Here is a 25,990-nt window from a genome sequence, read left to right as displayed (position 1 = left end):
GGAAGACGTCGCGCTCGCCGAATGCCTCGGGGCAGCATGCCCCGGCGATGAAGAGGTGAAAACTTCTTCAGTATTGGCGCGAAGTTGAGCACGGATCGCGAAGAGGTTTCAACAGCGCTTAAGGGCCATGAGCGATTCTTCCGGCATCTTCTCGGCTGGGTCGGGTCACGTGCTGAAATCCATCGACGCCTTTGAGAACGACCCGACCGCGGCGCCCGAAGACGTGGGCGTCACCGACGCGGTGGCCGGCATGGCGACACTCATGCGCCACGCCGCCCGCGCCAATGGACAGGCCGCCAGCTTCACCCGCGAGATCCGTCGCCAATCGACAGGCGTCGACCGTTCCCTGGCAGCCACGCTGGGCAGCGTCGGGCGCGACACGGCGGCGGGGACGGCCGAGCGCCTCCGCGGCGAGCTCGTGGATGCGGTCGGGCAGGCCATGCGCGCGATCAACGCCGAGATCGCCCGCATCGGCGCGCGCATCGACACCAAGGCCGCCGAGGCGAGCCGGATCGTCGCCGCCATCGATGGGATCGGCGCGACGATCCGGATGCTGTCGTTGAACGCGACGATCGAGGCAGCGAGAGCCGGTGAGCATGGGCGCGGCTTCGCCGTGGTCGCCGCCGAGGTCCGCGCCCTGGCCGACCAGACCCGGGAGAGTGCGCGCAACGCGGCCGGCATCATCGATTTCTCCGATGTCCGCGCCGATCTCTCCGCCCTGCGCGTCTCGACCGACCATGCCCTGGACGGACTCGCCGGCGCCGTTCGGTCCACCGCCGACCGGATCGAGACCCTGCTCGGCGGTGTGGGCGTCGAACTGTCCGCGATCAGCGCCAGCAACGCCTCCATCGGCGAGGCTCTCGGCGCCATGCAGAGCAGTATCGACCGGACCGAGGCCAAGACGTCTCGCGCCCTGGCCCTCGCCGATGCCACGCTCCAGGCGGCCGCCTCGGGCCTGCCTGCGCCGGACATGGCCCGGCACGGTCTCGCTCGCCGTCCGAAGAACTTCGATCTCCTCGACGACATCCGGGCGCGCGGTACCCTGCGGATCGCCGTGGAGCCCGATTTCAAGGGGTTGTCCTTCCGCAAGGCTGCCGGCGGCGCCCTGCTCGGCCTCGACATCGCCTATGCCACGGCCTTCGCGCGGTCCCTCGGCGTCACGCCGGTCTTCGTCGAATGCCCCTGGGACCAGTGCACGGAACTGCTCGATGCGGGCCGGACCGCCGCCGAGGCGCCCGCCGACATCGTCTGGTCGGCCCTGCCGCCGAGCCCGGGATTCGGCGCCATCGCCTATTCGCAGGCCTATACCCACCTCCATTACGTGCTGGCCCGCCGCACCGGCGACACGCGCATCCGCAGCCTGTCCGACCTCGACGGCCGGACGCTCGGCGTCATCAACGATCCGAGCGCCTACGCCACGCTGGAGGCCGCCGGGCTTCGCTGGGCGGAGAACCTCCAGACCAAGGGCCGGCGCGTGGCCGTGCTCGGCAGCCTCGTGCCGATCACCGACCAGGGCCGTATTCACGATGCCCTTGCCCAGGGCGTGGTCGATGCCTTCGCCGTGGACGCGCCGATCATGCACTGGGCCTGCACCGGCGCCGACAGCCCGTGGCGCGGCCGCATCGAGATCGTGCCCGGCAACATCGCGCCCGCGCCCTGGTACTACACCGCCGCCGTCGCCGACCATCCGAGCGCCTGCCGCCTGCTCATGGCGGCGGATGCTTTCATCGCCGCCTTCGCCGGCACGCCCGAGCGTCTGGCGATCGAGAGGCAATGGCAGGGGGCACCCGTGGCCGGAACGGGCAGCTACCGCGACGAGCCGGGGCGTCTGCGCGGCGCTGCGGATCTGGCCGCCGATTACGAGGCGGCGACGGGCAAGGCGCCGAGCCTTTCCCCCTCGACCGGGAGCGGCGCCCTGCGAAACATCGCCTGAGGCGGTCCTTCGCGGCGGCCGCGAAGCGCCAAGCGCCTGAAGGTCCATAGCTTTTCCCGAACCGTCCAGATGGGAATGAATACAGGTTCGAGAAAGTGGAGATAGGGACTTGACGCGGGTCAAATCCAGTCGCACCTTGATCATGTGCTTCGAAGCAAAGCACATCTCAAGCAACGAGGAGGCGCTGATCGTTTGTCGATCGCGACCAACTTAGCCGCAGGAGACGGGAATGACTCCACCCCAGCAGGATGCTGTGACGATCATCCGGGTTTAATTCGGTCCGGACGTTGAGCAGCACAAACACGAATTACGGGACGGAGGCGGTCTCCGGGGTGCAGAAGCGGCCGACACGGCACGACTTCGAATACGCAGAATGCCCCAACTCGACCGCTTCCGCCGCCTATGTCCTTGCAGGATCGGCCATGGTTCGTGGTGGATCGTCTGGTTTCGGGGCCCAGCCGCTGCGCGATCTGCGCGAGCGGGATAACCCATGAAAGCATCGCTTTCGGCTGGCGCAGCTCCCCTCTTCTTCCATGCAGGGCGTTCGCAGATCTAAGCGTCGTGCCGGAAGCCGTCAGCCGTGGCTCGGCTGCACGGTCTCACGATGACCGAGCGCGTTAGGCGATCGCTCTCTTCGATACGATCACCCTCGTCGCGCCCGCGTGGTCAACACCGCGTCGATGAAGGCCGCCTTCTCCGGCGTGATACGCCGCCATGGAAAGCCCGTCGCACCCCATCTTGAACGCGTTGGACTGCGCCAATAGCGGCCATTCTCGACGGTGAGTTGGAGGCCCAGCGAAATCGCGCGTGTCTCGTCCGCGAAGGCTGCGAAATCGTCCGTTTGGATCGAGCCGGGCTTCATCATCTGGAACGAGGCCGCGAGGGCAGCCTCGGCGCGGTCAAACTCCGCCGCATCCACCCGCACGACGAGATCGAGGCCGCCTTTCGTGAGACACACCGGAATGGCGCTAGCGCCCACATGCCGGAGGTCGGCGTAGGGCGCGGCCGCCGCCATGTCCCTCCTGGGGACGAAGCCGGTCCGCGTCTAGGATCGGCCCAGCCTTATTCGATTCCGAGCTTCGCCTTCAGCAATGCGTTCACGGCCGCCGGGTTGGCCTTGCCGCCGGTGGCTTTCATGGTCTGGCCGACGAACCAGCCGAGCAGGGTCGGCTTTTCCTTGGCCTGCTGAACCTTGTCGGGGTTCTTGGCGATGATCTCGTCCACCGCCGCCTCGATGGCGCCGGTATCCGTCACCTGCTTCATGCCGCGCGCTTCGACGACCTGACGCGGGTCGCCACCCTCGGACCAGACGATCTCGAACAGGTCCTTGGCGATCTTGCCCGAGATCACGCCCTCGCCGATGAGATCGACGATGGCGCCGAGCTGGTCCGCCGAGACCGGGCTCGTCTCGATGCTGTGGCCTTCCTTGTTGAGGCGCCCGAACAGCTCGTTGATCACCCAGTTCGCCGCGGCCTTGCCGTCCCGGCCCTTGGCCACCGCCTCGAAATAATCGGCCGAGGACCGCTCGGCGATGAGCACACCGGCATCGTAGGGCGAGAGGCCGTAGGATTCGATGAAGCGGGCCTTCTTCGCGTCCGGCAGTTCCGGCAGTCCCTCGGCCAGCGCGTTGACATAGGCCTGGTCGAATTCCAGCGGCAGCAGGTCCGGGTCGGGGAAGTAGCGGTAATCGTGCGCCTCTTCCTTAGAGCGCATGGAGCGGGTCTCGCCCTTGCCCGGATCGAACAGGCGGGTTTCCTGGCTGATCGTGCCGCCATCCTCAATGATCGCGATCTGGCGACGGGCCTCGACCTCGATGGCCTGACCGATGAAGCGGATCGAGTTGACGTTCTTGATCTCGCAACGGGTGCCGAGCGGATCGCCGGGCTTGCGCACCGAGACGTTCACGTCGGCCCGGAGGGAGCCCTTCTCCATGTCGCCGTCACAGGTGCCGAGATAGCGCAGGATGGTGCGCAGCTTGGTCACGTAGGCGCGCGCCTCCTCCGACGAGCGGAGATCCGGCCGCGAGACGATCTCCATCAGGGCGACGCCCGAGCGGTTGAGGTCGACGAAGCTCTGGGTCGGGTTCTGGTCGTGCAGGGACTTGCCGGCATCCTGCTCGAGATGCAGGCGCTCGATGCCCACCGTGATGGTCTCGCCCTCGGGCAAGTCCACCAGCACCTCGCCCTCGCCGACGATGGGGTCCTTGAACTGGCTGATCTGGTAGCCCTGTGGCAGGTCCGGGTAGAAGTAGTTCTTTCGGTCGAACACCGAGCGATGGTTGATCTGCGCCTTCAGGCCGAGGCCGGTGCGCACGGCCTGCGCCACGCATTCCTCGTTGATGACGGGCAGCATGCCGGGCATCGCCGCGTCCACCAGGGAGACGTGGTCGTTCGGCTCACCGCCGAACTCGGTGGAAGCGCCGGAGAACAGTTTGGAGCGGCTCGTGACCTGGGCATGGATCTCCATGCCGATCACGACCTCCCAGTCGTGCAGGCCGCCCTTGATGAGCTTCTTGGGGTTCACGGCAGCGGTCATGATGGCCCGGATTCAGTGTTGCGCGGCGCGAAACCGCGCCGGAAAGGTGGAAGGACCGGCCGGCGCGGTCAAGCGCGCAGGCGGTAGAGCTGGTGGGCGAGGAAGCCCAGGGTGCCCCACAGGAAGCCCGCCATCCAGCGGATGGGGAAGAAGGTCGGCCCGTCATGGCTCACCGGCGCCGGCCAGGGAATGCCGATGGCGGTAACGGCCCAGGACACCAGCACCGAGATGGCGAAAGCCATCAGCGAGACCAGGATGACCTTCACGAACTGATCCGACTTCCAGCCCATGACCAGCGCAATGGCGATCAGGACGGGATCGAACGCGGCCCAGATCCAGACGTCGAAAGGATAGACCGGAACGGTCATGGTCGCGCTTTCATGCCCACCACGCGGCGGGCAGCTTGGTCCGTCCGGCCGCCGTTTCGATCACCTGGGCGGCGGCGAACAGCGTCTCCTCGTCGAAGGGACGGCCGATGAGCTGGAGGCCCAGCGGCAGCCCCTGCGCGTCGAGGCCGGCCGGCACCGAGATGCCGGGCAGGCCCGCCATGTTCACCGTGATGGTGAAGACGTCCTGGAGGTACATCTCGACGGGGTCGCCAGAGCCCTTCTCGCCGATGCCGAAGGCGGCGGACGGGGTGGCGGGGGTGAGGATCGCGTCGATTCCGGAGGCGTAGGCCTCCTCGAAGTCGCGCTTGATCAGGGTGCGGATCTTCTGCGCGCGGACGTAATAGGCGTCGTAATAACCGGCCGAGAGCACGTAGGTGCCGATCATGATGCGCCGCTTCACCTCGCGGCCGAAGCCCGCCGCACGGGTGTTCTCGTACATCCCGGCGATGTCCTTGCCGGGCACGCGCAGGCCGTAGCGAACGCCGTCATAACGGGCGAGATTCGAGGAGGCCTCGGCCGGGGCGACGATGTAATAGGCCGGGAGCGCGTAGCGGGTATGCGGCAGCGAAATCTCACGGATCGTCGCGCCAGCATCCTTCAGCATCGCGGCGCCCTGGTCCCAGAGGGCCTGGATCTCGGCGGACATGCCCTCCACCCGGTATTCCTTCGGAATGCCGATGGTGAGACCCTTCACGCCCCGCGCCACCGCCGCTTCGAAATCGGGAACGGGCAGGTCGGCGCAGGTGGTGTCGCGGGCATCCGGCCCGGACATGGAGCCGAGCAGGATCGCGCAATCGCGCACCGTGCGGGCGATGGGGCCGGCCTGGTCGAGCGACGAAGCGTAGGCGACGGTGCCCCAGCGCGAGCAGCGGCCATAGGTCGGCTTGATGCCCACGGTGCCGGTGAAGGCGGCGGGCTGACGGATCGAGCCGCCGGTATCGGTGGCGGTGGCTCCGAGACAGAGATGGGCCGCCACCGCCGCCGCCGAACCGCCGGACGAGCCGCCCGGAACCAGCTTGGCCTCGGAGCCGCTCCGGCGCCAGGGCGAGACCACGTCGCCATAGGCGGACGTCTCGTTCGACGAGCCCATGGCGAATTCGTCGAGGTTGAGCTTGCCCAGCATCACCGCGCCGTCGCGCCACAGATTGTGGGTCACGGCGGATTCGTAATGCGGCTGGAACCCTTCGAGGATCTTGGAGCCGGCCGTGGTGGCGACGCCGTGGGTGCAGAACAGGTCCTTGACGCCGAGCGGCAGGCCTTCGAGGGGCCGTGCCTCGCCGGAGGCGATCTTGGCGTCTGAGACCTCCGCCATCTGCAGGGCGCGTTCCGGCGTCTCCAGCAGATAGGCGTTGAGGCCCCGCGCTTTCTCCATGGCGGCCAGATGCGCCTTGGCGAGATCCGTGGCGGAGAAGTCCTTGGCCTTCAGCCCGTCGCGGGCCTCGGCCAGGGTGAGTTCGTTGATCTGGGTCATGGGGCCTGTCCTCCAAAGCCCGCCGGACCCCGTCGCCCGTTTCCGGCGCCGCGCGGTCCCTCTCAGCGGGCAAGAATCACGAAATCGACGGAGCTACTCGACCACCTTCGGGACGAGGAAATAATGGTCCTCGGTCTCGGGAGCGTTGAAGACGATGTCGCGGGCATGTCCGCCGTCGGTCACCACGTCGGTCCGCTTCTTCATCGCCATCGGGGTGACCGAGGTCATCGGCTCCACGCCGCTCACATCGACTTCGGAGAGTTGCTCGACGAAGGCCAGAATGGCGTTGAGTTCGCCCTGCAGCGGCGCGACCTCGTCGTCACTCACCGCGATACGCGCCAGATGCGCGATGCGCCTCACTGTGGTTGCGTCGACCGACATGCTGCCTTCGGACCTCGGGACCTGCGCCGGAACGCGCGTCAGAGGCCGGGCTATAGCACCGGGCTTCGCGGCGCCGCAACGCCGGGGGCGGGCGGAAGCCCCAACTCAGACGATGGCATTGCCGGGATGAGAGGGAGTCTCGACGACGACACCTTTGTCCTGCCGGACGATTTCCGACTGCCGGAAGCCAAGGACCAGAATTTCGAGAGCCAAGGCGAGCATGAGTTTGTGCCGGAACGACAACCGGCCCTCGCCGTCGGCAGGTCCGGTTCGCGGACCCGTGGGCGCCGGTCGCACCATGTCGAGGCATAGGGATATTCGGCCGAGCCGACGCATGGTTTCTCCGTATCGTTAAGAAATCCTTAACTACGGAGGGCATGAACGCGTTGCAATTGCCAAAGCGGGTTACCACCCGTTGCCGGTTCGTCTTGCGGTGGCCTGTCGGCGGAACGACGATGCGGTTCGGGGCCGGTGCGGTTACAAACCGCAGCGCAGGTGGTGCTGGTCGAGACGATGCCTCCTCTTCGTCCGGCAGTTCGGATGGCCACCTGATGCAGAGGTGGACTTGAAGTCCGCCTGGGTACCCCGCTCTCCGGGTGGGGCTCCGGAACGTCGCCCCACCCTCGTGATCGGTTGCGTCAGGCCGCGCGCACGGTGGCCAGGAACCTGTCGACCTCGGCGTTTAGGTGTTCGGATTGACGCGACAGATCCGAAGCAGCGCCGAGAACCTGGCTTGCTGCCGCTCCTGTCTCTTCGGCCGCTCCCGCCACGCCCGAGATGTTGCTCGTCACCTCGCTCGTGCCCATCGCGGCCTGGGCCACATTGCGCACGATCTCCTGGGTCGCCGCTCCTTGTTCCTCGACCGCGGCCGCAATCGTCGTCGCGACGCCGCTGATGTCCTGGATGCGTGCGGCGATGCTGCCGATCGCCGACACGGCACGGTCAGTGGAGCCCTGGATCTGGTTGATGTGCTCCCCGATCTCCTGCGTAGCCCGCGCCGTCTGGTTGGCCAGTTCCTTGACCTCGGCCGCCACGACCGCGAACCCTCGCCCCGCCTCGCCGGCTCGTGCCGCTTCGATGGTGGCGTTGAGCGCCAGCAGGTTGGTCTGGCCGGCGATGGAAGTGATCATCGTCACGACGTCGCCGATGCGGGACACCGCCGTGTTCAGCTGCTGGACCAGTTCCGCGGTCTCGGCCGCTTCCTGAACGGCACTCTGCGCCATCGTGGCGGAGGTGCTCACCTGGCGCCCGATCTCGAGAACAGACGAGCCGAGTTCCTCGGCCGCCGCCGCAACGGTGTTGACGTTGGAGGCGGCCTCTTCCGCCGCCGCCGCGACGCTCGTGGTCTGGTTGGCGGTCTGGGTCGCGGTGCCGGCCATGCTCTGCGCGGTTGCCTGCAGCTCGGTGGCCGAACTCGTGACCATGGAGATGATGCCCCCGACCGCGTCCTCGAAACGGTCGGCCATGGCCTTCATGGCCGCCTTGCGCTGTGCCTCCGCCCCGGCCCGCGCCAGGACCGTCTCCTCCTCGAGGGCCCGCATCCTGATCAACCCGTCCTTGAACACCTGCACCGCGTCGGCGATGGTGCCGATCTCGGTCCGGGCGCCCTGATGCGGGATCGTCACCGAGAGGTCGCCGGCCGCGAGGGCCTGCATCGGCTGAACCACCGATCCGATGCCGCGCGTGACCCCGCGAACGATCAATGCCGCTGAGAGCGCGGAGATGACGAGACTGAGCGCGATGGCACCGATCCCCCAGGCACGCGTCGTCTCGAATACGGCCTTGCTGTCCGTCTCGGCGGCGCTGGCCCCTTCGTTATTCATCGCGACCAGCTTATCGAGAGCCGCCGAGGCCGCGCGGCGCGGAATGATGCCTTTCTGCTCATAGAGGTCGTAGGCCTGTGCCTTCTGGCCGGCGCGCGAGAGATCGAGAATGGACCGGCGCACCGCCTCGAAGTTCCCGGCTTCACGGGTGAACGTTTCGTAAAGGGTCTTCTCCTCCGGTGAGGCGATCATCGGTTCGTAGGCGGCCTTCTTCTCGTCGAGCTTCTTGCCGAAACGCTCCATATCCTTCTCGATACTGGCGACCAGTGCCGGGTCGGTGGCCTGCGTGTGCCGGAGAACGAGCGCGCTCGTCCGCGCTGTGAGCGTATCGATCTCACCGAGAATACGTACGCTCGGCAGCCAGTTGGTCTCGATCTTGAGCGCCTGCTCGCGCATGCGTTGTGTCCCGAGCAGGCCAAGCACGCCCAGCCCGACGGTAAGGAGGGTCAGGATCAAGAAGGCCGCAACCAGCTTCGTGCGGATGGAAAGATTTTGGAAAGACACGATGATCTCCGAACGCTGCCACTCAAGAATCCATAGGCAGCCGTGTAGGGATCATCATTGGAAATCGTTAAACGAACACCCATTGGTGTTGCGAATACCAAGCGGCGCTCGACATCCCTGAGCCAATAGGCGGGGGCCGTAGCAGGAGCGCTATACCTATGGCCTTGCGGATGCCGTCCGCGTGCCGCCCAACCTTACCGTGGGGATCAATCGGCTTCGTGACTGGGCGCATCGACGGCAATGGGCTCGATCTCCAGGCCCGTCGTATCGTCGACGAAGCGAGCGGGATCGACGCCGCGGTTCCGCTGCGCCCAGGCTCCCATCATCAGGACGGGGAGGAAGTCGCGCCCTGCTGCTGTCAGCACATATTCCTCACGCCAACGGCGTCCCCGCATGAGCCGCCCGGCACATTCAATCCAAACGGATTCGAACGAGGGCGCGGGCTCGCCACGAATCGTCAGATGAGCGAGGCGGCAAGCAACTGCATGTTCGCTCCAGCGATGCCGTCGCCGAGGCCGGGCGATACGCGGCCCGTCGGATTGTCTTGACGCTCCGTCTCACGGGACGGTCGGCACAGCTTCCCAGCCTCTGCCAATAAGAGCGCATTCCCACGACGCGGAAACCGGCTCGTCGAAACAAGACGCGTCACGACAACAACCGGGAGTCGTATCCGGCCAGACCATATCCGGTCGGATATGACTCTTCTGGTGAGAACCAGATGACCTGTGCTGCCAGATAGAGCTCAGACTCCGTCATGTAAGTCATGAGTGGTCTTTATGCGGTGGCGATTTAATCGGGAAAAGCTGCCGTTCTGAGATTTGGTGTGTCTGAATATTCAGAGATCGAGGGCCGTGTTTGTCGTTTCTATCAAAGCTGTGGGCTGCGAGACACTCACCAGCACTGTGGCCCCGCCAATTTCTCAATTGTTGAGGGTCGCTTTTTCGCTTAACGCCAAAGTATGCGGTGGGGGCAAATCATCGCTGCGAGGGGCGGCAGGTGATCATGGAACAGTTTCCGCATGGGCTGCGTGGGGAGGAAACCTCCGCAGAGCTTGGGGGCTACCGCCAGGAACTGAAGCGAACTTTGGGTTCGTTTCAAGTCTTCGCCGTTTCCTTTGCCTTCATTTCGGTCGCCGTCGGGATATTCGGCACCTTCGACGACGTCCTTCGCAGTGCAGGCCCGGTCGGGATCTGGCTCTGGGCGATCGTGGCGATCGGGCAGACCTTCGTCGCCCTCGTCATCGCACAGTTCGCGGCCCGCATTCCCCTGACGGGCTCGTCCTATCAATGGGCGTCGCGCCTCGCCAATCCGGCAATCGGCTGGTGGTTCGGTCTCTTGAGCTTCTGTTACCTCGGCATCGGCGTGGTGGCGGTGGACAACGCACTCGCCAGTCAGGCGCTCATGCCCTTGCTCGGCATGGCGCCCGACGAGCAGACGGCCAGGTGGATCACCTTGGCGATCCTGCTGGTCCAGGCCGTGCTGACCATCGTGTCCACGCGCCTCGTCGGCCTGATCAACGGGACCGCCGTCGGCATCGAGGTGATGATCGTCATCCTGCTCGTGATCCTTCTGCCGATCGCGATCGCAATGAACGGAATGGGCTCCTTCGCCAACTTGACCTCCCGCGGGACGGCTGCCGCCGACCCCGATTATTTCAAGGTCGGCGGGGGCTTGATGCTCGCCATGCTGATGGGCCTCTCCACCCTCGTCGGCTTCGACGCCGCGGCCAATGTCGCCGAGGAGGCCAAGGACCCGTTTCGCAGCGTTCCTCGCGCCATCGTCGGATCCGTCGTCGCCGCGGGAGTGCTGGGGCTGCTTTTCCTGATCGCGCTCACCGTCGCCATTCCGGATGTCCAGCGGATCACCCTGAGCGACTCGCCGGTGGCCGAGATCCTGCACGACCAGTTCGGCCCCATGATGAAGACGATCATGATGGCCGCGGTGACATTCGCCTTCTTCGCCTGCGGAATGGTCGTGATGGCGACCGCGGCACGGCTGGTCTACGCGATGTCGCGGGACGGCCGCTTTCCCGCGTCGGGTCTGATGAGCCAGGTCCACCCGCGCACGCAGACGCCGATTCCGGCGACGATCCTGGTCCTCGTCGGGGGCATACTTCTCATGCTTGCGCTTCCGGGCGAGGCGCTTCTGCAATTGATCACGGCGTCCACGATCCTGCCGATCCTCAGCTACGGCGTCACGGTCCTTCTCTATCTGGCCGTGCGAAAGAAGCTCGACCGACGGGTCGGCGCCTTCGACCCGGGCGCTTTCGAGGTACCCGTCGCCGTCATCGCCCTAGTCTGGCTGATGGGCGCGCTGTTCGTGCTGGTCACGCCCGATGCAGCTTTGGTCCCCGACTTGATCGTGGTGGGGCTGCTCGTCACGGGCGGCGTCTATTTTCTCTACCTTCTCAGGTTCAATCGCACGGTCCTTCAGGTCGAACCGCCCACGGCCACTCTGCCCACGGTCTCGCTGCCCACATCGTGACGCCACAACCGACCGACCGAGATGTGCGTCCGGCGACTCTTTCGCTTCGGGACAACCAGAAAGTGAGCGCCGTGGTAAAGTCAGCGACCAGAATCAGGACCATGCACGTGCTGGCTGCGTTGCTGGCCTCCACCACGGTGATCTTCCTCACCGCTCCGGCACGGGCGGACGAAGGGGGAGCGAACCTGTATCTGGCCGGCTCCTTCGCCAGCATGGCGGCGGTGCCGGGCATGCCGGGATGGTCGACGAGCCTGACCTACTACCACTCGACCGCAAGGGTTCAGAACGTCTCCGAGAGGGCTGACCTCGCCTATGCGGGGATCACCTATTCCCTCCCAACGCCGGTGCTCGACGGGCAATTGTCCCTCAGCCTGTTCGGCGCATTCGGCGGGATGGCCGTCGCCATCACCGATGTGAGGAACGATTCCCGGGTTGGAATCATGGACCTGACGCCAGCCGCTTCGATGCGCTGGAGCGCCGGAAATCACAACTACCTCGTCTATACCCTCACTAACGTCCCGTCCGGCACCTACAACTCATCACGCCTGGCCAATTTCGGCATCGGGCATTGGGGCCAGGACGCAGGTTTCGGCTACACCTATTACGATAAGGACTTGGGCTACGAACTCTCGGCCGTCGCCGGCATGACGTATAATTTCGAGAATACCAAGACACAGTATCAGAACGGTATCGACGCACATATCGACTTCTCGGCGTCGAAGTTCATCGGCGACCAATACCAGCTCGGGCTGGTCGGCTACGTCTATCAGCAGGTGACCGGCGATCGCGGACGCGGCGCTACATTTGGCCCGTTCAAGGGCAGGGTCTTCGCGGCGGGACCCCAGGCCGGCTACCTGTTTCCGGTGGGCGACGCCCAAGGGTACCTCAACCTCAAATTCTACCGCGAGTTCGAAGCGGAGAACCGCCCGGCGGGATGGAATCTGTGGCTGACCATCGCGATCTCGCCTCGGGGCGCATGAGAGGAAGCGCTGGGTTCCCGGTTGCGGCCCGGGCAACGCATGGCGTCGAGCCGGGGAACGGGATCGATCGAACCCAGCGGCGTCACGTCGAGGAATCCTTCGTGGACGTCTGGCGCATTTACGTCCCACGCGGCTATTCCCTCCGGAGTAGGGTCTAGCGCGTCGAGGACAGACATCATGTGGCAGACGGTGTTCACCGAATTCACTGCCGGGCCGAAAGCCGATCCGGCCGATCTCGACCGTGCCGAGGCCGAACTCGGTTTCCCGCTGCCGGAAAGTTACCGCAGCTTCTGCCTCGAATGCGGCGCAGGGCTCGCCTGCGGTTCCATCCGCATCGCGGTTCCGAGTTCCACCGAGAGCGCGGACCTCGTCACCCGCTCGGAACTGATCGCGCACAGCATCGCCTCCGTGATCGAGATGCGGGAGGGCCATCGTTTCGATATCGAGGGGGACGATCCGAGCGTGGTCGAGCGCGCCTGTTTCTTCGGTGAGACCGAAGCGGGCGAGTTCCTGTTCTGGGACGTGGCCGTCGGCGCCGACGAGGCCGGGCCCCGGGAATACGAGATCTGGGTGATGGGTGCCGATCTCGAATCGGTGCGGTTCGGGGGGAGCGACCTTCCCGACCTCATGCGACGGGTTCAGGGCCCCGCCGTGCGCGGCATCCTCGGCATGGGCGCGGAGCCCCTGCCCTCCACCTTCCTGGGTCAGGTCTCGTGACGGAAGACGAGATTCGGGCTTTCGTCGCGGCGTCTGCAGGCGGCCGACGCCTCATCGGGATCGACCTCGGCACCAAGACGATCGGGCTCGCCCTCTCGGATGTGGGCCGGCAGATCGCCTCGCCGCTCGAGACCATCCGCCGGGTGAAGTTCACCCCCGACGTCGCGCGCCTGCGCCTCCTGTGCGAGGCTCACCAGGTCGGCGGCCTCGTCATGGGGCTGCCCCTCAACATGGACGGTAGCGAAGGGCCGCGCGTTCAGGCCACGCGCTCCTTCGTGCGCAACATGAAGCCCCTGCTCGACCTGCCGGTGCTCTTCTGCGACGAGCGCCTGTCCACGGCGGCAGTGACGCGGGCCTTGATCGCGGCGGATGCCTCTCGGGCCAAGCGCGGCGAGGTCGTCGATATGCTGGCGGCCGCCTACATCCTCCAGGGCTGCCTCGACCAGATCCGGGGTCTGCTAGGGGACGAGGAGCGCGAAGAGCGCGACCCGTACTGAGGGGAGCGGCGCGTCACGCCGCCGCCGGCGGCTCGTCGTCTCCGGGCTCGACCGGCGAATTGAGGATGTCCTCCAACTCGTCCACCAGCATGTCGATCTGGTCCTGGCTCGCCAGCACCTTGAGGGTCTGGCCGCTCTCGGTAGCGAGGGCGAGCTCGATTCCCGCGCCGGAGCGCGTGGCGAGGATACGGGCGAGTTTGTGCGTGGCGCTCATGCGGGTCTCCCGTTCGGTTCAGTGTTGGATGGTTTCGGCGGCCAGCAGGGCCACCGCCACGGCCGGGCCGCAGGTGGAGGCCCAGTCGGCGCCCTCCTCCGCGAGCGACGGCGCGATGAGGTCGGTGAGCGCCACGGCCGGGCGTCCCAGGCGCCGGGCCAGCCGCTCTGCCAGGAATCGCCCCGCCCCGCAGACGATCAGGGGCGCATCCGCCGCGATGTCGGGGCGCGAGAGCAGGATCGCCGCCGCATCGTGGAGGGGACGGAGCTGACATTCGGCGAAATGCGCCGCAAGAGCGTGCCAATCCGCTGAGCTTCCCTCCGCATGGTCGCGGCCGATCATACGGCCGAGGCGGATCTCGGTCTCTGGGATCGATTTGCCCTTCATGTCGGCGCTGTGCTGTTGGTCGGCCCCCTCGGGCAGGTCGCCGGTGAGCCGGTAGACGTCGGCCGTGGTGGCGAAGGTCTCGGCCATCAGGCCGGTGCGTCGGCCCTTGAACGGCGCGGAGGCGGTGAAGGCGAGGACGGGCGTGCGCACCACGCCGGAATAGACCAGTTCGCCCGTCTCCAGGCGCTCGGCGTCGCTGTAACCGGTGGCGGCGGGGTGGCCGTCCACGATGGGGATCAGGTCGGCCGTGGTGGAGCCGATATCGACGAGGAGCGCGTTCGCCGCGTGGCGGCCGGCCAGGGCCGCCGTGGCGTGCCAATTCGCCGAGGCCACGTCGATGGCGGCGCCCGTCGCCTCACCGGGCGCGAGGAGCCCGGCCCGGCCACCATAGATCCGCACCGAACCGGCGAAATTCGCGCTCGCCCAGGCGGAGAGCTGCGCCACGCCATCGGTGCGGTCGGAGAAGCAGTCGGTGAGTTCTCCCGTCATGGTGACGACGTGTTCGGCCTCGCCGCGCGCCCAATCCGGCAGCTGCGAAAACGTCTCGTCGAGGGCGGGAAGGCCGCGCCAGAGACGGCAGGGCGCCTGCACCACCGCCTCGACCCGGCCGCCCCGAACCAGGGCCGCCTTGACATGGACCCCTCCGAGATCCCAGCCGATCACCGGGTTGTGCGTGGATGCGGCAGATGTCACGGGCAAGTCCGTACAGGGAGGAACGCGATGAAGGACGGGTTTCGGATCGTTCCGGTGATCGACCTGCGCCACGGAGAGGTGGTGCGGGCCAGGGCCGGGGATCGCGACTCCTATGCCCCGATCGTGACGCCCTTGGCAAAGGGATCGTCGCCCGGGGAGGTCGCGCGGGGTCTCGCGGAGGCGATTGCCGCGCGCATCCTCTATGTCGCCGATCTCGATGCGATCATCGATGGCAGGCCTCCGGATCTCGGCAGTCTCACGCAGGTCGCTCTCGCCTGTCCGGGCGTACAGCTTTGGGTCGATGCGGGATTCTCAGGGGCCGCCGGCGTCGATGCGTTCCTTGCGGAGGGGTTGGGCCGCCCGGTGATCGGTAGCGAGAGCCAGCACGATGCCGGCTTGGTGCGAGCGCTGGGAGACCGCGCGGTCTTCTCCCTCGACAGCCGGGGCGCCGAGAGGATGGGGCCGGCGGAACTCCACGACGAGCCGGCGCACTGGCCTTCCGAGGTCATCGTGATGACCCTGAGCCGTGTCGGCGCGGGGACCGGGCCGGATCTCGACCGCCTGTCCGAGATCCGCAGGGTCAGCCCCGCGACGCGGCTCTACGCGGCGGGCGGCGTGCGCGGACCGGGGGATGTCGCCGCGTTGGAGGAGATCGGCGTCACGGGCGCCCTGGTGGCCTCCGCGATCCATGACGGGACATTACGGACGTAGCGGGCCGGGGACACAAAAAAACGAGGCGGCCTGAGCCGCCTCGTTTCATGTTTCATCGTCCGAGGAAGATGGAAGCCAGTCGCTGGAGCAGGCCCCGCGGTGCGGGCGGAGGCGCGCTCTGCCCAGGACTGTCCCCGATCTAAGCGTTCGACGCGAAGGGGTGCGAAGCGGAGTTGCGCTGCTCGGTGGCGTAGGCAGCGGTGGGCTCGCCCTTGACGGCGCGCTGGATCGACAGCTTCACGGCGTCGTAGTTGTACTTCTGGATCTTGGCGTCGTCGGCAGCTTCCCAGTGAATGAACACGCCGACCAGGATGAACAGGTCGTCGGCTTCGTCAGCGGGGATGATGCCTTCGGCAACGGCGTCCTGCACGGCCTTGGCAACGCCGTACTGGGCGGGGCCGAACATCTGGACGGCCTGACGGGCGTCGTTGATGGTGACCTTGTTGAACATCAGGGTGTTCGGCTTGCAGGGCAGGTTCGGCGCGATGACCGCGAGCAGGCTGGTGAAGCCGTGCTTGTTGTTCACGAGGCCGTTGCAGAAAGCCGTCTCGGCCGGCGAACCGCGCGGTCCGATGATGAGATCGATGTGGGCGACCTCGTTGCCATCGCCGACGAGAGCCTCGCCGACCAGAACTTTGTTGATCTTCGCCATGTGGGGTTTCTCCCAGGAGTCTTGAAAAAGCATGACCGCCCCGTAGTTTGGCGCGGCCGAAAGCCATCCTTGTTCACGGCGTCCAGTCCCATGAGGACCGGACCGGTTTGCCCGGATCGCGGCGCGGACCCTACTCTGGGGTCTCTGCCGGAACAACCCTGCAGGGGGGGCGGATTCGAGCAAAATCTTTGTCTAACGGGGGGTTGAACGCGCCGTTTCATGAATTATGGCGCACTCCGCCGACACCGGGTGGCCGGTGTCACGGCTGTTCCATCCCGGCCGCCAGCAATCGGTCGGCGAAGAGTGTGGCCACCGTCATGTCCGCGCTGGTGCCCGGATTGAGGTTCTGGCCCTTCCACGAGCGGTCCCGTGCCAGGAGCTCGGTCACGGGGTGCGTGGCGAGATCGAGAGGGAGAAGCTCCGCCGCCTCGGCGCGCAGGGCGTCGGCGCGGCCTGGCCCGTGCTTGCGCGCCACATGGCTGTCGGGGACGGCCGCGAGGTAGCCGAGGAAGACCGCGGTCGTGCTCCAGGGGGGCGTGAGACCCTTGGCGCGCGCCGCCGCCAATGCGGGCAGGCCGATGCCGAAGATGTCGGCGAAATCGGTGACGTAGGCGCGGGCGATCCGATCGCGCGGGGCCGCCTCTGCCATGGCAGCGACGAGGCTGGTGGGCGCTAGCGATTCGGTCACGTCGTGCCGTTCGACTCGGCCGAGGCCGCCCGGATTGGCGGCGCGAATCGCCGCGAAGACGTCGGTCGCATCGGCAGCGTCGAGGGTAACGAGAACGTGGCTCAACGCCTCGCGCAGAGGGCCGCCGCGTTCGGCGGCGAGCGCCAGGGGCGCGCAGAGGAGCAGGATGCCGAGATTGGTGTTCTGGCCTACCGCGCCGAGGGTCGCCTCCATGGCGGTGCGGACGCGCCGGCCGATCCGCGCGCCTGGTTCCGCGAGATGGGGAGCGGAGATTTCGGCGCTCGTGACGAAATCGGCCACCGCCATGCGGTGGCCGTCGCCGAAGACGTGGACGTTTCCGGGTTTCAGGGCATCGAGCTCGGCCAAGCAGCACGCCCGGTAGGCCGAGGCGATCGCCTCGGGCGAGAGCCCGCTCATCCCGATGCCGCGAGGAGCCGGGGGGGCCTCGCTGCCCGTACGGCGTTGAGGAAGCCCCGGGCCACGGCGGCCGCGACGTCGACCTCGGTGACCTGCTGCAGGCCCGACCAGGCCGGCATGGAATTGACTTCGAGGACGAGGTATCCGCCCTCCCCGTCTTCCACGAGGTCGATACCGGTATAGTCGACGCCGATGGCGGCGGCGGCCCGCTCGGCGAGCTCGGCAGCCTTCTCCGGCATCCCCCAGGGCAATGGCCGGCCCCCGCGGTGGACGTTGGTGATCCAGCCGTCGCCTTCGCGGATCATGGCGGCGATGGCCCGGCCCTCGCAGACGAAGACGCGGTAATCGCGCCAGAGGCCGTCGTTCCGCGCGATGTAGCGCTGGAGATAGTAGACCCGCGACACGGCTTCCTCACCGGGCAGGTCTTCCGGCCGTTCGATGAGCTGCAGGCCCTCGCCCTGCGAGCCAAAGAGCGGTTTGAGCACCAGTGGCCGGCCCGGTCCCGCCTCGCGGGCGACGCAGGCGGCGGCGGCCTCACGGCTGGAGAAGACGAACGTGTCGGGGGTGGGGAGGCCGGCCCTGGCGACGAGGAGGCTCGTCATGGCCTTGTCCACCGAGCGCTCGATGGCACCGGGGGAATTCCAGACCGTGACCCCGGATGCGACGAGGGCGTGGAGCACGCCGAGCCGCATGGTGGTGGCCTCGAAGGTACCCCCGGCGATGGTGCGCAGGAGGACGCCGTCGGGCAGGCCGTCCGCGAACCCCGGCACCCGCAGCGGCTCACCCGCGCCGGTGACCACCGCCACGTCGGCGAGCGAAAACAGCACCGGCTCGGCGCCGAGATGTTCCAGGGCGGCCCTCAATCGGGCCTTGTGCCAGTTGCCGTTATCGGCCGCGAGCCCGATGCGCATGTTGTTCGCAACCTCGACGTCGATCCCTCTCCCCCTTGCGGGAGAGGGTGGCCCGCGAAGCGGGTCGGGAGAGGGGAGCGCCGGTTCCGGACAGGGCTTCCCCTCTCCCGGTCGCTCCGCGACCACCCTCCCCCGCGGAGGGGGGAGGGTTGCGTGATGGGCCTCAGCTGAAGGAGGCGTCCACCAGTTCCGGCATCAGCCGGCCACCGCGGAAGCTCTTGCCGGTGGTCACCGAGGTGACGATGACCTCGGCCGGGCTGAACAATGCCCCGTCGATCTTGTAGAAATCGCCGTTCACCCGGCCGAAGATCTCGGCGAAGGGCGCCCCGTGATCGGCGGAAGTGGTGGAGGGAAGCTGCTCGGCCAGCTGCTTGGCATCCGCCTCGTCGGCCTCGACGAAGAGCTGCACCCGGCCGCCATAGATGATGGCGTCGTTGGTGCGGCCCATGGCCTGGATGAAGTCGGGATGCTGCGGCGAGAGCGGGGCCGAGCCGATGCCGTCGACGATCTTGTGCAGGTCGAAGCCCACGGTGTGGGCCTTGTGCAGGGCGACTTCGAGGACGCGGGCGACGACCTGTGTCGAGCCGGCCAGCGACTGGGTCGGGGCGTAGATGAAGGTCAGGGCCTCGGCCGACAGGCCGCAGGCCTCGGCAACCTTGGCGATGACGGAGGCGGGCGGTCCGCCAGCGGCTTCGAGCACCAGGGCGGTTCGGCTGGCCGTGTCACGGTAGCCGAGCTCGTTGTAGAGGTCTTCCACCACCGAGACGGCACGGCCGGGGCCGGAACCCAGGGCGAAGAAACCGGAATCCCCGGTCTCGTCGGCAAGCGACCAGCCGGCATACTGGCTGCCGAGGCAGGCCAGAACTGGATCGGCGGAATGCACCACGACGGAATAGGGCCAGGACGCGATCGGTCCTGTGGGAACGATCGAGACGGTGCCGAGGCCGCCGAGGCAGATCTCGGCGATGCGCCGTCCGGCCTCGATGGAGCCGCGCACGGTGGCGCCGGCATCGACCATGCGCGCGCCGTTCTCGGTGGTGACGGCAAGGCGCAGAGCCTCGGCGTCCGCTACCAGCTTCTCCACGAGGGGAGCGGACAGGGCGTTCAGGCTCGGCGTGGTCCGGAGCGTGGCGGGGGGATGGGTGGTCATCGGGCTTCCTCCGTCGGGGCGAGCAGGGTCCGCAGAGTGGCGGCCCGGACACGCAATAGGTCTCGGGTGGCGGCCGAGTCCGGACCTTGGGCGAACACGGTGCATAACGGTGCATCGCGTGCCACGGGGGCGCCGGATTGTGGGCGGTCGCGAACGAAATCCGGCCAGTCGAGGGGCGGCATCGGCGCGTAGCCGGCTGCCGCGTACCAGATTTCCGTGGCCGCCGCATCCACCGGTGCTGGTTCGATTCGCGGCAAAACGCCGAGGCTCGCGTCGATATGCGCGGTCAGCAGTGGCGTGTTGCGTCGGTCCAGGATGTCCAGCGTGGCTCCTGGGCGCGGGTTGATCTCGGTGAGCCACCATCCCGCCTCGGAGACGAGGAGGTCGGCGCTGGCGAGGCCGCGAAGCCCCGTCGCGGCGACGAGGCTACCAATCGCCGCCGTGATCGCGTCGAGGACGGGGGCGGCCAGGAAAGGCGGCTCGTGGGCCGCCCGTTCCAGCGCACCGGCATAGCGGAAGGGGCGTAAGGCAGACGGCGCGCTCCATTGCTCGGTCACCGCCAGGATCGCCACCTCGCGCCCGTCGGCCAGGAAGGCGACCGCATGGGCTGTTCCATCGACGCGTCTCTGGAAGTAGGCGCCGGGTGGGGCCCGGCCCATGCCCGCGGGGCGGATATGGCTGCCGCCGGACCCGCCGGCACGCTTGACCAGCCAGCCCGATCGGTCAGCCAGAAGGTCCCGTGTCACTTCGGGATGGGGAATCGCGTGCCGCGCGCAGAGGGCGGCGAAGGCGAACGGATCCTTCAGGGCCCGGACCGAGCGGGGCGTGGCCCCCAGCAGCCTGTGGCTCCGGCCCAGTTCCTCCATCAGGTCCGGGGCGGTCTCGAAGCCGCTGCCGAGAACCAGTCCGATCGGTGGCTTGTCCGTCTTGGCGGCCAGGGCATCGAGCCCGGCCAAAACGCCCTCCCCCGTCAGCCCTTCGCCGAAACGGCCCTCGGCGGGGCGATAGCCTTCGGCGAGGGCGCGGGTGTCGGCATCGCCGAAGAGGTCGAGGACATAGGGGCGCAGGCCCGCCCTGCGCGCGGCCTGCGCCAGGGCGCGCCCGGACTGGGCGGCGATGAGAAGTGCGTCACCCTGGGACGGACGCCGTTCGGATGATGCTGCCATTGCGGCGATCGCTTCGGATCACTCCTACGCTGCTCCCACCACCCTGCCTCATCCTGAGGCGACGAGCGAAGCGAAGGCCTCGAAGGAGGCTTCCAGTTTGCTCGGCGGGAGCTGGAGACCTCCTTCGAGGCCCGCTTTCGCGGACACCTCAGGATGAGGTCATGGGTAGGATCGAGCGAGCAGATGAGTGCCCGTCAGCCGGCCACCTCGACGGCGACCTTGTAGGCGTCGCGGAAATCGAGGCAGAGGGGCTCGTCGGCAGCGAGAATTTGGCGGAACAGGCGCGACTGGGTCTGGTACTTGACGTTGCCGACCGCGAGCGCGCCGATGCCGATACCCTTGCCCGTGGGCAGCGCCACGTCCTTGGCGTTCACGTCGATTCCGGCGATGCCGGCGGGCGGTACTGCGTTCACGTCGGAGGCGACCAGCAACTTCGGCGCGGATTCGAGATCCTGGGCGGACAAAATCGGAATGCCGGCCGGGCCGGCCGAGAGGATCACGTCGGCCTCGGCGATGGCGGCGCGGCGCGCATCGCCGGTCGAGCCGTCCACGGCGCCGACATCGATGCCGAATCGCCATTTCATCGTGAAGGCGATCTTGCTGACACGCTCCTCGCCATCATGCCCGACGAGAACGGTCTTGGCGCCTTCCAGCGCGCCGATCACCGCCGCCACATAAGCCACGACGCCGGCTCCGCCGAAGATGACGATGCGCTTGCCCTTCAGGTCGGTGCCGAACTTCGCCTTGAGGGCGCGGGTCACCTCGGCGACCATGGCGGCACCGGTGGTGAAGGACCCGGCCGGATCGGCCACGATGTGATTGGCGAAGGGCGGTACCAGGGCTTTCTTCGCCCGGTCCATCATGTCGAGAGCGTCCTCGGCATTCTTACCGCCGATGAAGATGCTGGTGCGCGTACCGTCCTGGGGCGAGCGGGAGAAGATCGAATCCTGCACCAGGGAGGTCACGTCCGGCAGGGTTACGTCCGTATAGGTCGCAATCGTCTCGAAGCCAGCATCCACAGCCATGTTCACGTCGAACGGGCTCATATGCTTGAGGGGCGTCAGCATATGCAGAATCGAACGGGCCATCGTCTGTCTCCTCCGCAAGTGTCCGACTCCCTCGCGGGGTCGCCTCTCGCATGGTTTCTTTCACGTCTACATCCAGAACCGGCCTGGGCCGGCATGGTCAAGCGTCGCTTATGCGCCAGGTTCCCTTAAAGTCGCGTGACCGAGGCGCCGCTGTTGCGTCCGCGCGCGATCACGAAGCGCAGGGAACCGGGACGTCCGAGGTCGGCCTTGAGCGCCTGGGCCTCGGCCTCCGACGCCAGGAGGGCGAAGCCGGTCGGCCCCCATGAACTCTGGCCGTAGCCGGCCACCCCTCTGGCGGCGATCGCCGCCAGGGCCTCCGCCACAGCGGGGCTCGCATAGCGCCCTCCCTGATGCGGCGCGAAGTGGTCGCCGATCAACCGCTGGATGGTGGTGATGCCGGCCCCGAATCCTTCGGGCTCCGCCGTGGCGACGGAGGGCAGCACCTGCATCAGTACGATGCGGCAGATCTCGGCCGCCTGCGCCTCCGGAAAGCGCGGCAGGTCACGGAAAGCCTCGACCTCACGGGTGCCATGCACTCCCGTCATGCCCTCGTCGAGGATGAGCAGCACCCGCCACGCTTCAGGATAGGCGAGACGCGCGATCAGGGGCGGCGGGCCATTGCTGGCGTCTCGGCCCCCGTCGACGATCAGCCCGCCTTGGGTGAAGGCGGCGAGGCCCACGCCGGACCGGTTGCCACGGTCGAGGGCATCGGCAAAGGCGTCGGGCGAGAAGGGGCGGCCGTCGAGGGCGGCCAGCGCCGCGGCGACACTCAGCGCGAGCTGCGTGCCCGAGCCGAAACCGGCATGGGCGGGGATCGCCTGGTCCACCTGCAAGGCGGCGTGCCCTGCGATGCCGAGATGGCGCGCCGCCGCCTCGGCATAGCCCCTGGCGCGCCCGGCCTCGAACCCGTCCACCCGGAGCGCCGCCGCCGGCCTCGCGGTGAGATCGATGGAGGGGGCGTCGACCGCGAGGCCGATGCTCCCGAAGCGCCGGCCGAGGCCGCCATGAAGATCGAGAAACCCGAAATGCAGGCGCGCGGGTGCATGCACCCGGACCGCGCCGCGTGTCGCCGCTTCCTGGCTGAGAGGCCGTTCGTCGGCGATCCGGTCCACGGCGAGCTCCTTTATCGTGACACGCTCCCGTCCTGGCGCATGTCAGCCGCATCCTCGTCCCGTCGGTCGGTGGCGGGAGCAAAACCGCGCTCGAGACGACGGCCCGGTTGCCGGCTTCTCCCACGGAGGGCCGACCGCTCGCAAGCACCGCCCGCCATCGCGATCGCCATTGCCTCCATGCGATTGCCCCGAAGCGGCGAGCGTGGGGGGTTGCTTGCGACGTCTCCGCGATGCAAACGTGCCGGCCCACTAGGAATGGACTGGCGCAGTCCCGCCGTGCGCGACGCTGAACACAGCGCGTGCCGGGCCCTCGTTCTCCAAGGTGAAGGCATGGCTGCCTGGGTAAAGGGTGGTGCGGTGGACGTGAGTGCGGCGGTGGAGGCCGCCGCGACGCTCCTCGCCACAGCGAAGACCCCGATCGTCACGGGGTTGAGTGCGGATACGAGCGCGGTGAGGGCGGCCTATCATCTGGCTGGACTGATCGGCGCCTCCGTCGATCCCGCCGGTGGCGACGGACTCTATGCGGAGCTCGGTCCTCTCAGTCAGTTCGGTAACCTCAACACGACGCCGGCCGAGGCGATCGGCCGGGCCGATGCCGTGCTGGTTGTCGGCCTTCGACCGTGGGATCGCCCGATCGTGCAGGAGATCGCCTCCTCCGCGCCGGTGCGCGGCCGCGCCGCCGGCTCCGAGCGGACGCTGCTCTCCCTCGGCGGTCCCGGCAACGGAGCCACCCGGCACGTGGCCTATCCCGCCGATACCGGCGGGCTCGCCGTCTCGGTGGCGCATCTGCGCGCTTACGTGAAGGGCAACCTCTCCGGCGAAGCGGCCTTTGCAGACCTCGCCCGTCGTCTCACGACCGCGCAATACGGCGTCGTCCTCTATGATGCGGCCGAGGTCGGTGAGCTCGGCGTGGAGATGCTGCAGGGTCTGGTCCGCGACCTCAACGACCTGACGCGTTTCTTCGCGCTTTCCATCTCTGACGGGTTCCAGGGGCGTGCCGTGACCCAGCTCGCCTCCTGGACCACCGGCCAGCCGCCGCGGGTCGGTTTCGGACGCGACCTGCCCGAGCACGATCCCTGGCGGTTCGATAGCGCGCGCCAGGTGGCCGCCGGTGAAGTCGATGCCGCCCTGTGGCTCGCCGCCATCCCTGCCCCACGCCCGGACTGGCTCGGCAGCCTGCCGACCATCGCTATTGTCGGCGAGGGCAGCCCCGAGGCTACCGGCGACGTCGCCGACATCGTCATCGCGGTGGGAGTGCCCGGCGAGACCGCCGGCGGCGCCCTGTGGAACGAGCGTCGCGCGGCGATCACCTATTCGCCCCCCGTCGGCCAACCGGCCGACCTCACGGCGGCCGGCGTGCTCGCCGCCATCCAAGATCGCCTCACGCAGAAGAAGGGCGTCTCATGCTGATCCTGATCCAGGGCGGCCGGGTCGTCGATCCTACCGCCGGCCGCGACGGTATCGGTGATGTCTGGATCGAGGACGGCCATGTCGTCGCCGCCTCCGAGCGCAAGCCCGACCGGACCATCGATGCTTCCGGTTGCGTCGTGATGGCGGGCGGCGTCGAGGTGCATTCGCATATCGCCGGCGGCAACGTGGTGATGAGCCGCCTGCTGCTGCCCGATCTCTATGCCAGCGAGGCCGCGCCAGAAGGCCATCCCTTCGCTCATGCCGGCGGCTCCGCCGCCTGGATCGGCGCGAATTACGCGCGGATGGGCTACACCGTCGCCGTCGAGCCGGCGATGCCGCCGACCAACGCGCTCGCGACGCAACTCGAACTCGCCGACATCCCGCTGCTCGACCGCGGCGCCCTTACGGTGATGGGCAACGACGACCAGCTTCTCGAATTGCTGCGCCAGCGCGAGGGCAAGGCGGCGGTGCGGGACCTCGTCGCCCTCTCGGTGGCGACCTCGCGGGGCCTCGGCGTCAAGTGCATCAATGCGGGAGGCGCCTCGGCCTTCAAGGACGGGATGCTCAATCTCAGCCTCGACGAGGAGATTCCGGTCTACGGGCTCACCACCCGCAAGATCATGAACGCCCTCCTCGACGCGGTGGAGGAGATCGGTGTCCCGCATCCGCTCCACGTCCATGCCAACAATCTCGGCATTCCCGGCGCCGACGATTCGTTCGTGGCGACGATGGAAGCGGCGGAGGGACGGCGCATCCACTTCGCCCATGCGCAATTCTATGCCTATGGCGCGGCCGATCCCGCCAACCCGGCCACCGGCGGCTTCCGCTCTGCGGCCGAGCGAATCACGGAGGCGATGGAGCGGCACCCCAACGCCACGTTCGACGTGGGTCAGGTCGCCTTCGGCCAGACCGTGACGATCTCGCTGGACGTGATCCGCCAGTTCGCCGGCCGCAAGGGCGCGAACCCGAAGAAGTGGATCATCACAGCAGGTGACGCGGAAGGCGGCGGCATCGTGCCGTTCCTGTACAAGCCGCGCGGCCCGGTCAGCTCCCTGCAATGGGCGATCGGCCTCGAATTGATGCTGCTGTCGGGCGATCCGGAGCGCACCATCCTCACCACCGACCATCCCAATGGCGGCCCCTTCACCGAATATCCGCGGATCATCCATCTGCTGATGGACAAGGAGGAGCGCGACCGTGAGATCGCCGGCCTGCACAAGGTCATCGCCGAGCGGTCCGGCCTGTGCGGGATCGAGCGGGAATATTCCTTCTCCGAGATCGCGCAGCTGACGCGGTCCGGCCCGGCCAAGCTCCTCGGCCTCGCCGATCGCGGCCATCTCCGTGGGGGCGCCCGCGCCGATGTCGCAATCTACCGGGACGACAAGAACCGGACCGCGATGTTCGCCCGTGCCCGACTCGTCCTGAAGGACGGCGAGGTCATCGTCGAGGATGGCGAGATCGTGAACTGGCGTTCGGGCCGGACGTTGGAGCTCGTCGTCGAGTCCGACAAGGCGATGGTGACGCGCGCCGACGCCTATCTCGACGCTCGCTTCGGCACCGGCCTCGACAGCTTCACCGTGCCGGACGCGGCCTTCCCCGCGGGCGACGTGTTCGAGGACGTGGCATGTCGCGCATGAAGATCCTGCAGGGCTCGAAGACGATGCGTCGCGTGAGGAT

At 67.6% G+C, this 25,990-nt stretch carries 24 protein-coding genes and 1 pseudogene; 8 read left to right on the top strand and 17 right to left on the bottom strand.

The window, feature by feature from the left end; translation table 11 throughout:
* Window positions 1–127 precede the first annotated feature (127 nt).
* Window positions 128–1,933, top strand: a complete 1,806-nt coding sequence (locus ACYQOP_RS17840) for a methyl-accepting chemotaxis protein (protein WP_461223314.1) — start codon at window positions 128–130, stop codon at window positions 1,931–1,933.
* Window positions 1,934–2,576: 643 nt separating this feature from the next.
* Here the strand turns inward: ACYQOP_RS17840 and ACYQOP_RS17835 are convergent.
* From ACYQOP_RS17835 to ACYQOP_RS17800, 8 genes and pseudogenes are all read right to left on the bottom strand, one after another.
* Complete coding sequence (locus tag ACYQOP_RS17835) at window positions 2,577–2,948, bottom strand: hypothetical protein (RefSeq protein ID WP_461223313.1); 372 nt, start codon at window positions 2,946–2,948, stop codon at window positions 2,577–2,579.
* 47 nt (window positions 2,949–2,995) lie between these two features.
* Window positions 2,996–4,468: an Asp-tRNA(Asn)/Glu-tRNA(Gln) amidotransferase subunit GatB gene (gene gatB / locus ACYQOP_RS17830; protein ID WP_461223312.1), complete on the bottom strand. Its 1,473-nt coding sequence runs from the start codon at window positions 4,466–4,468 to the stop codon at window positions 2,996–2,998.
* A gap of 68 nt (window positions 4,469–4,536) precedes the next feature.
* A complete protein-coding gene (locus ACYQOP_RS17825) occupies window positions 4,537–4,836 on the bottom strand; it encodes a hypothetical protein (protein WP_461223311.1) in 300 nt (99 codons plus the stop codon).
* A 10-nt stretch (window positions 4,837–4,846) separates the two neighbouring features.
* Entirely contained in the window at window positions 4,847–6,328 is a 1,482-nt protein-coding gene (gene gatA, locus ACYQOP_RS17820) for an Asp-tRNA(Asn)/Glu-tRNA(Gln) amidotransferase subunit GatA (RefSeq protein ID WP_461223310.1), read from the bottom strand.
* Window positions 6,329–6,421: 93 nt separating this feature from the next.
* Window positions 6,422–6,709 (bottom strand): Asp-tRNA(Asn)/Glu-tRNA(Gln) amidotransferase subunit GatC, encoded by a 288-nt coding sequence (gene gatC, locus ACYQOP_RS17815; protein ID WP_056424141.1) that lies wholly within the window; start codon window positions 6,707–6,709, stop codon window positions 6,422–6,424.
* A 105-nt stretch (window positions 6,710–6,814) separates the two neighbouring features.
* On the bottom strand, window positions 6,815–7,045 hold the full coding sequence (locus ACYQOP_RS17810; protein WP_461223309.1) for a hypothetical protein: 231 nt from the start codon (window positions 7,043–7,045) through the stop codon (window positions 6,815–6,817).
* 302 nt (window positions 7,046–7,347) lie between these two features.
* Entirely contained in the window at window positions 7,348–9,036 is a 1,689-nt protein-coding gene (locus tag ACYQOP_RS17805) for a methyl-accepting chemotaxis protein (protein ID WP_056423990.1), read from the bottom strand.
* Window positions 9,037–9,242: 206 nt separating this feature from the next.
* Window positions 9,243–9,437, bottom strand: a pseudogene (locus ACYQOP_RS17800) (winged helix-turn-helix transcriptional regulator); the annotation flags it as partial.
* A 601-nt stretch (window positions 9,438–10,038) separates the two neighbouring features.
* On the opposite strand from ACYQOP_RS17800, the gene ACYQOP_RS17795 reads away from it, so the two are divergent.
* The 4 genes from ACYQOP_RS17795 to ruvX all read left to right on the top strand — a co-directional run bounded on the left by ACYQOP_RS17795 (window position 10,039) and on the right by ruvX (window position 13,714).
* Window positions 10,039–11,520: an APC family permease gene (locus ACYQOP_RS17795; protein ID WP_461223308.1), complete on the top strand. Its 1,482-nt coding sequence runs from the start codon at window positions 10,039–10,041 to the stop codon at window positions 11,518–11,520.
* A 101-nt stretch (window positions 11,521–11,621) separates the two neighbouring features.
* Window positions 11,622–12,500 carry a SphA family protein gene (locus ACYQOP_RS17790; protein ID WP_461223307.1) on the top strand — a complete coding sequence of 293 codons (879 nt, stop codon included), beginning with the start codon at window positions 11,622–11,624 and terminating at the stop codon, window positions 12,498–12,500.
* 177 nt (window positions 12,501–12,677) lie between these two features.
* The gene (locus ACYQOP_RS17785) at window positions 12,678–13,217 is read left to right on the top strand and encodes an SMI1/KNR4 family protein (RefSeq protein WP_461223306.1); all 540 of its coding nucleotides are present in this window, start codon (window positions 12,678–12,680) and stop codon (window positions 13,215–13,217) included.
* Window positions 13,214–13,714, top strand: coding sequence for a Holliday junction resolvase RuvX (gene ruvX / locus ACYQOP_RS17780; protein ID WP_461223305.1), 501 nt, complete (start codon window positions 13,214–13,216; stop codon window positions 13,712–13,714). The genes ACYQOP_RS17785 and ruvX overlap by 4 nt, the downstream gene beginning before the upstream one ends.
* A 13-nt stretch (window positions 13,715–13,727) precedes the next feature.
* On the opposite strand, the gene ACYQOP_RS17775 is transcribed toward ruvX, so the two are convergent.
* Together ACYQOP_RS17775 and ACYQOP_RS17770 are read right to left on the bottom strand one after the other, a co-directional pair.
* Window positions 13,728–13,928: a hypothetical protein gene (locus tag ACYQOP_RS17775; RefSeq protein WP_018043476.1), complete on the bottom strand. Its 201-nt coding sequence runs from the start codon at window positions 13,926–13,928 to the stop codon at window positions 13,728–13,730.
* A gap of 18 nt (window positions 13,929–13,946) precedes the next feature.
* Window positions 13,947–15,008 carry a hydantoinase/oxoprolinase family protein gene (locus ACYQOP_RS17770; RefSeq protein WP_461223304.1) on the bottom strand — a complete coding sequence of 354 codons (1,062 nt, stop codon included), beginning with the start codon at window positions 15,006–15,008 and terminating at the stop codon, window positions 13,947–13,949.
* 27 nt (window positions 15,009–15,035) lie between these two features.
* Between ACYQOP_RS17770 and ACYQOP_RS17765 the strand changes: the two genes are divergently transcribed.
* Entirely contained in the window at window positions 15,036–15,719 is a 684-nt protein-coding gene (locus ACYQOP_RS17765; RefSeq protein ID WP_461223303.1) for a HisA/HisF-related TIM barrel protein, read from the top strand.
* 139 nt (window positions 15,720–15,858) lie between these two features.
* On the opposite strand, the gene fae is transcribed toward ACYQOP_RS17765, so the two are convergent.
* The 7 genes from fae to ACYQOP_RS17730 all read right to left on the bottom strand — a co-directional run bounded on the left by fae (window position 15,859) and on the right by ACYQOP_RS17730 (window position 22,903).
* Window positions 15,859–16,371 (bottom strand): formaldehyde-activating enzyme, encoded by a 513-nt coding sequence (gene fae / locus ACYQOP_RS17760; RefSeq protein WP_018043473.1) that lies wholly within the window; start codon window positions 16,369–16,371, stop codon window positions 15,859–15,861.
* Between the two features lie 259 nt (window positions 16,372–16,630).
* Window positions 16,631–17,476: a triphosphoribosyl-dephospho-CoA synthase gene (locus ACYQOP_RS17755; protein WP_461223302.1), complete on the bottom strand. Its 846-nt coding sequence runs from the start codon at window positions 17,474–17,476 to the stop codon at window positions 16,631–16,633.
* Entirely contained in the window at window positions 17,473–18,387 is a 915-nt protein-coding gene (locus ACYQOP_RS17750) for an ATP-grasp domain-containing protein (protein ID WP_461223301.1), read from the bottom strand. The genes ACYQOP_RS17755 and ACYQOP_RS17750 overlap by 4 nt, the downstream gene beginning before the upstream one ends.
* A 163-nt stretch (window positions 18,388–18,550) precedes the next feature.
* Window positions 18,551–19,537 carry a methenyltetrahydromethanopterin cyclohydrolase gene (gene mch / locus ACYQOP_RS17745; protein ID WP_461223300.1) on the bottom strand — a complete coding sequence of 329 codons (987 nt, stop codon included), beginning with the start codon at window positions 19,535–19,537 and terminating at the stop codon, window positions 18,551–18,553.
* Entirely contained in the window at window positions 19,534–20,703 is a 1,170-nt protein-coding gene (locus tag ACYQOP_RS17740; RefSeq protein ID WP_461223299.1) for an ATP-grasp domain-containing protein, read from the bottom strand. The genes mch and ACYQOP_RS17740 overlap by 4 nt, the downstream gene beginning before the upstream one ends.
* 194 nt (window positions 20,704–20,897) lie before the next feature.
* Window positions 20,898–21,791 carry an NAD(P)-dependent methylenetetrahydromethanopterin dehydrogenase gene (locus ACYQOP_RS17735; protein ID WP_056423972.1) on the bottom strand — a complete coding sequence of 298 codons (894 nt, stop codon included), beginning with the start codon at window positions 21,789–21,791 and terminating at the stop codon, window positions 20,898–20,900.
* A 125-nt stretch (window positions 21,792–21,916) separates the two neighbouring features.
* Entirely contained in the window at window positions 21,917–22,903 is a 987-nt protein-coding gene (locus ACYQOP_RS17730) for a beta-ribofuranosylaminobenzene 5'-phosphate synthase family protein (RefSeq protein ID WP_461223298.1), read from the bottom strand.
* Between the two features lie 330 nt (window positions 22,904–23,233).
* Here ACYQOP_RS17730 and ACYQOP_RS17725 point away from each other — a divergent pair, with 330 nt between their 5' ends.
* Together ACYQOP_RS17725 and ACYQOP_RS17720 are read left to right on the top strand one after the other, a co-directional pair.
* Window positions 23,234–24,313, top strand: coding sequence for a formyltransferase (locus ACYQOP_RS17725; RefSeq protein WP_461223297.1), 1,080 nt, complete (start codon window positions 23,234–23,236; stop codon window positions 24,311–24,313).
* Window positions 24,307–25,950: a formylmethanofuran dehydrogenase subunit A gene (locus ACYQOP_RS17720; protein ID WP_461223296.1), complete on the top strand. Its 1,644-nt coding sequence runs from the start codon at window positions 24,307–24,309 to the stop codon at window positions 25,948–25,950. The genes ACYQOP_RS17725 and ACYQOP_RS17720 overlap by 7 nt, the downstream gene beginning before the upstream one ends.
* The last annotated feature ends 40 nt before the right edge of the window (window positions 25,951–25,990 follow it).

The organism is Methylobacterium sp. CM6247 (assembly GCF_054817925.1).
Note: the sequence above shows the minus strand (reverse complement) of the source record. Positions and strands in the feature narration are given on the sequence as shown.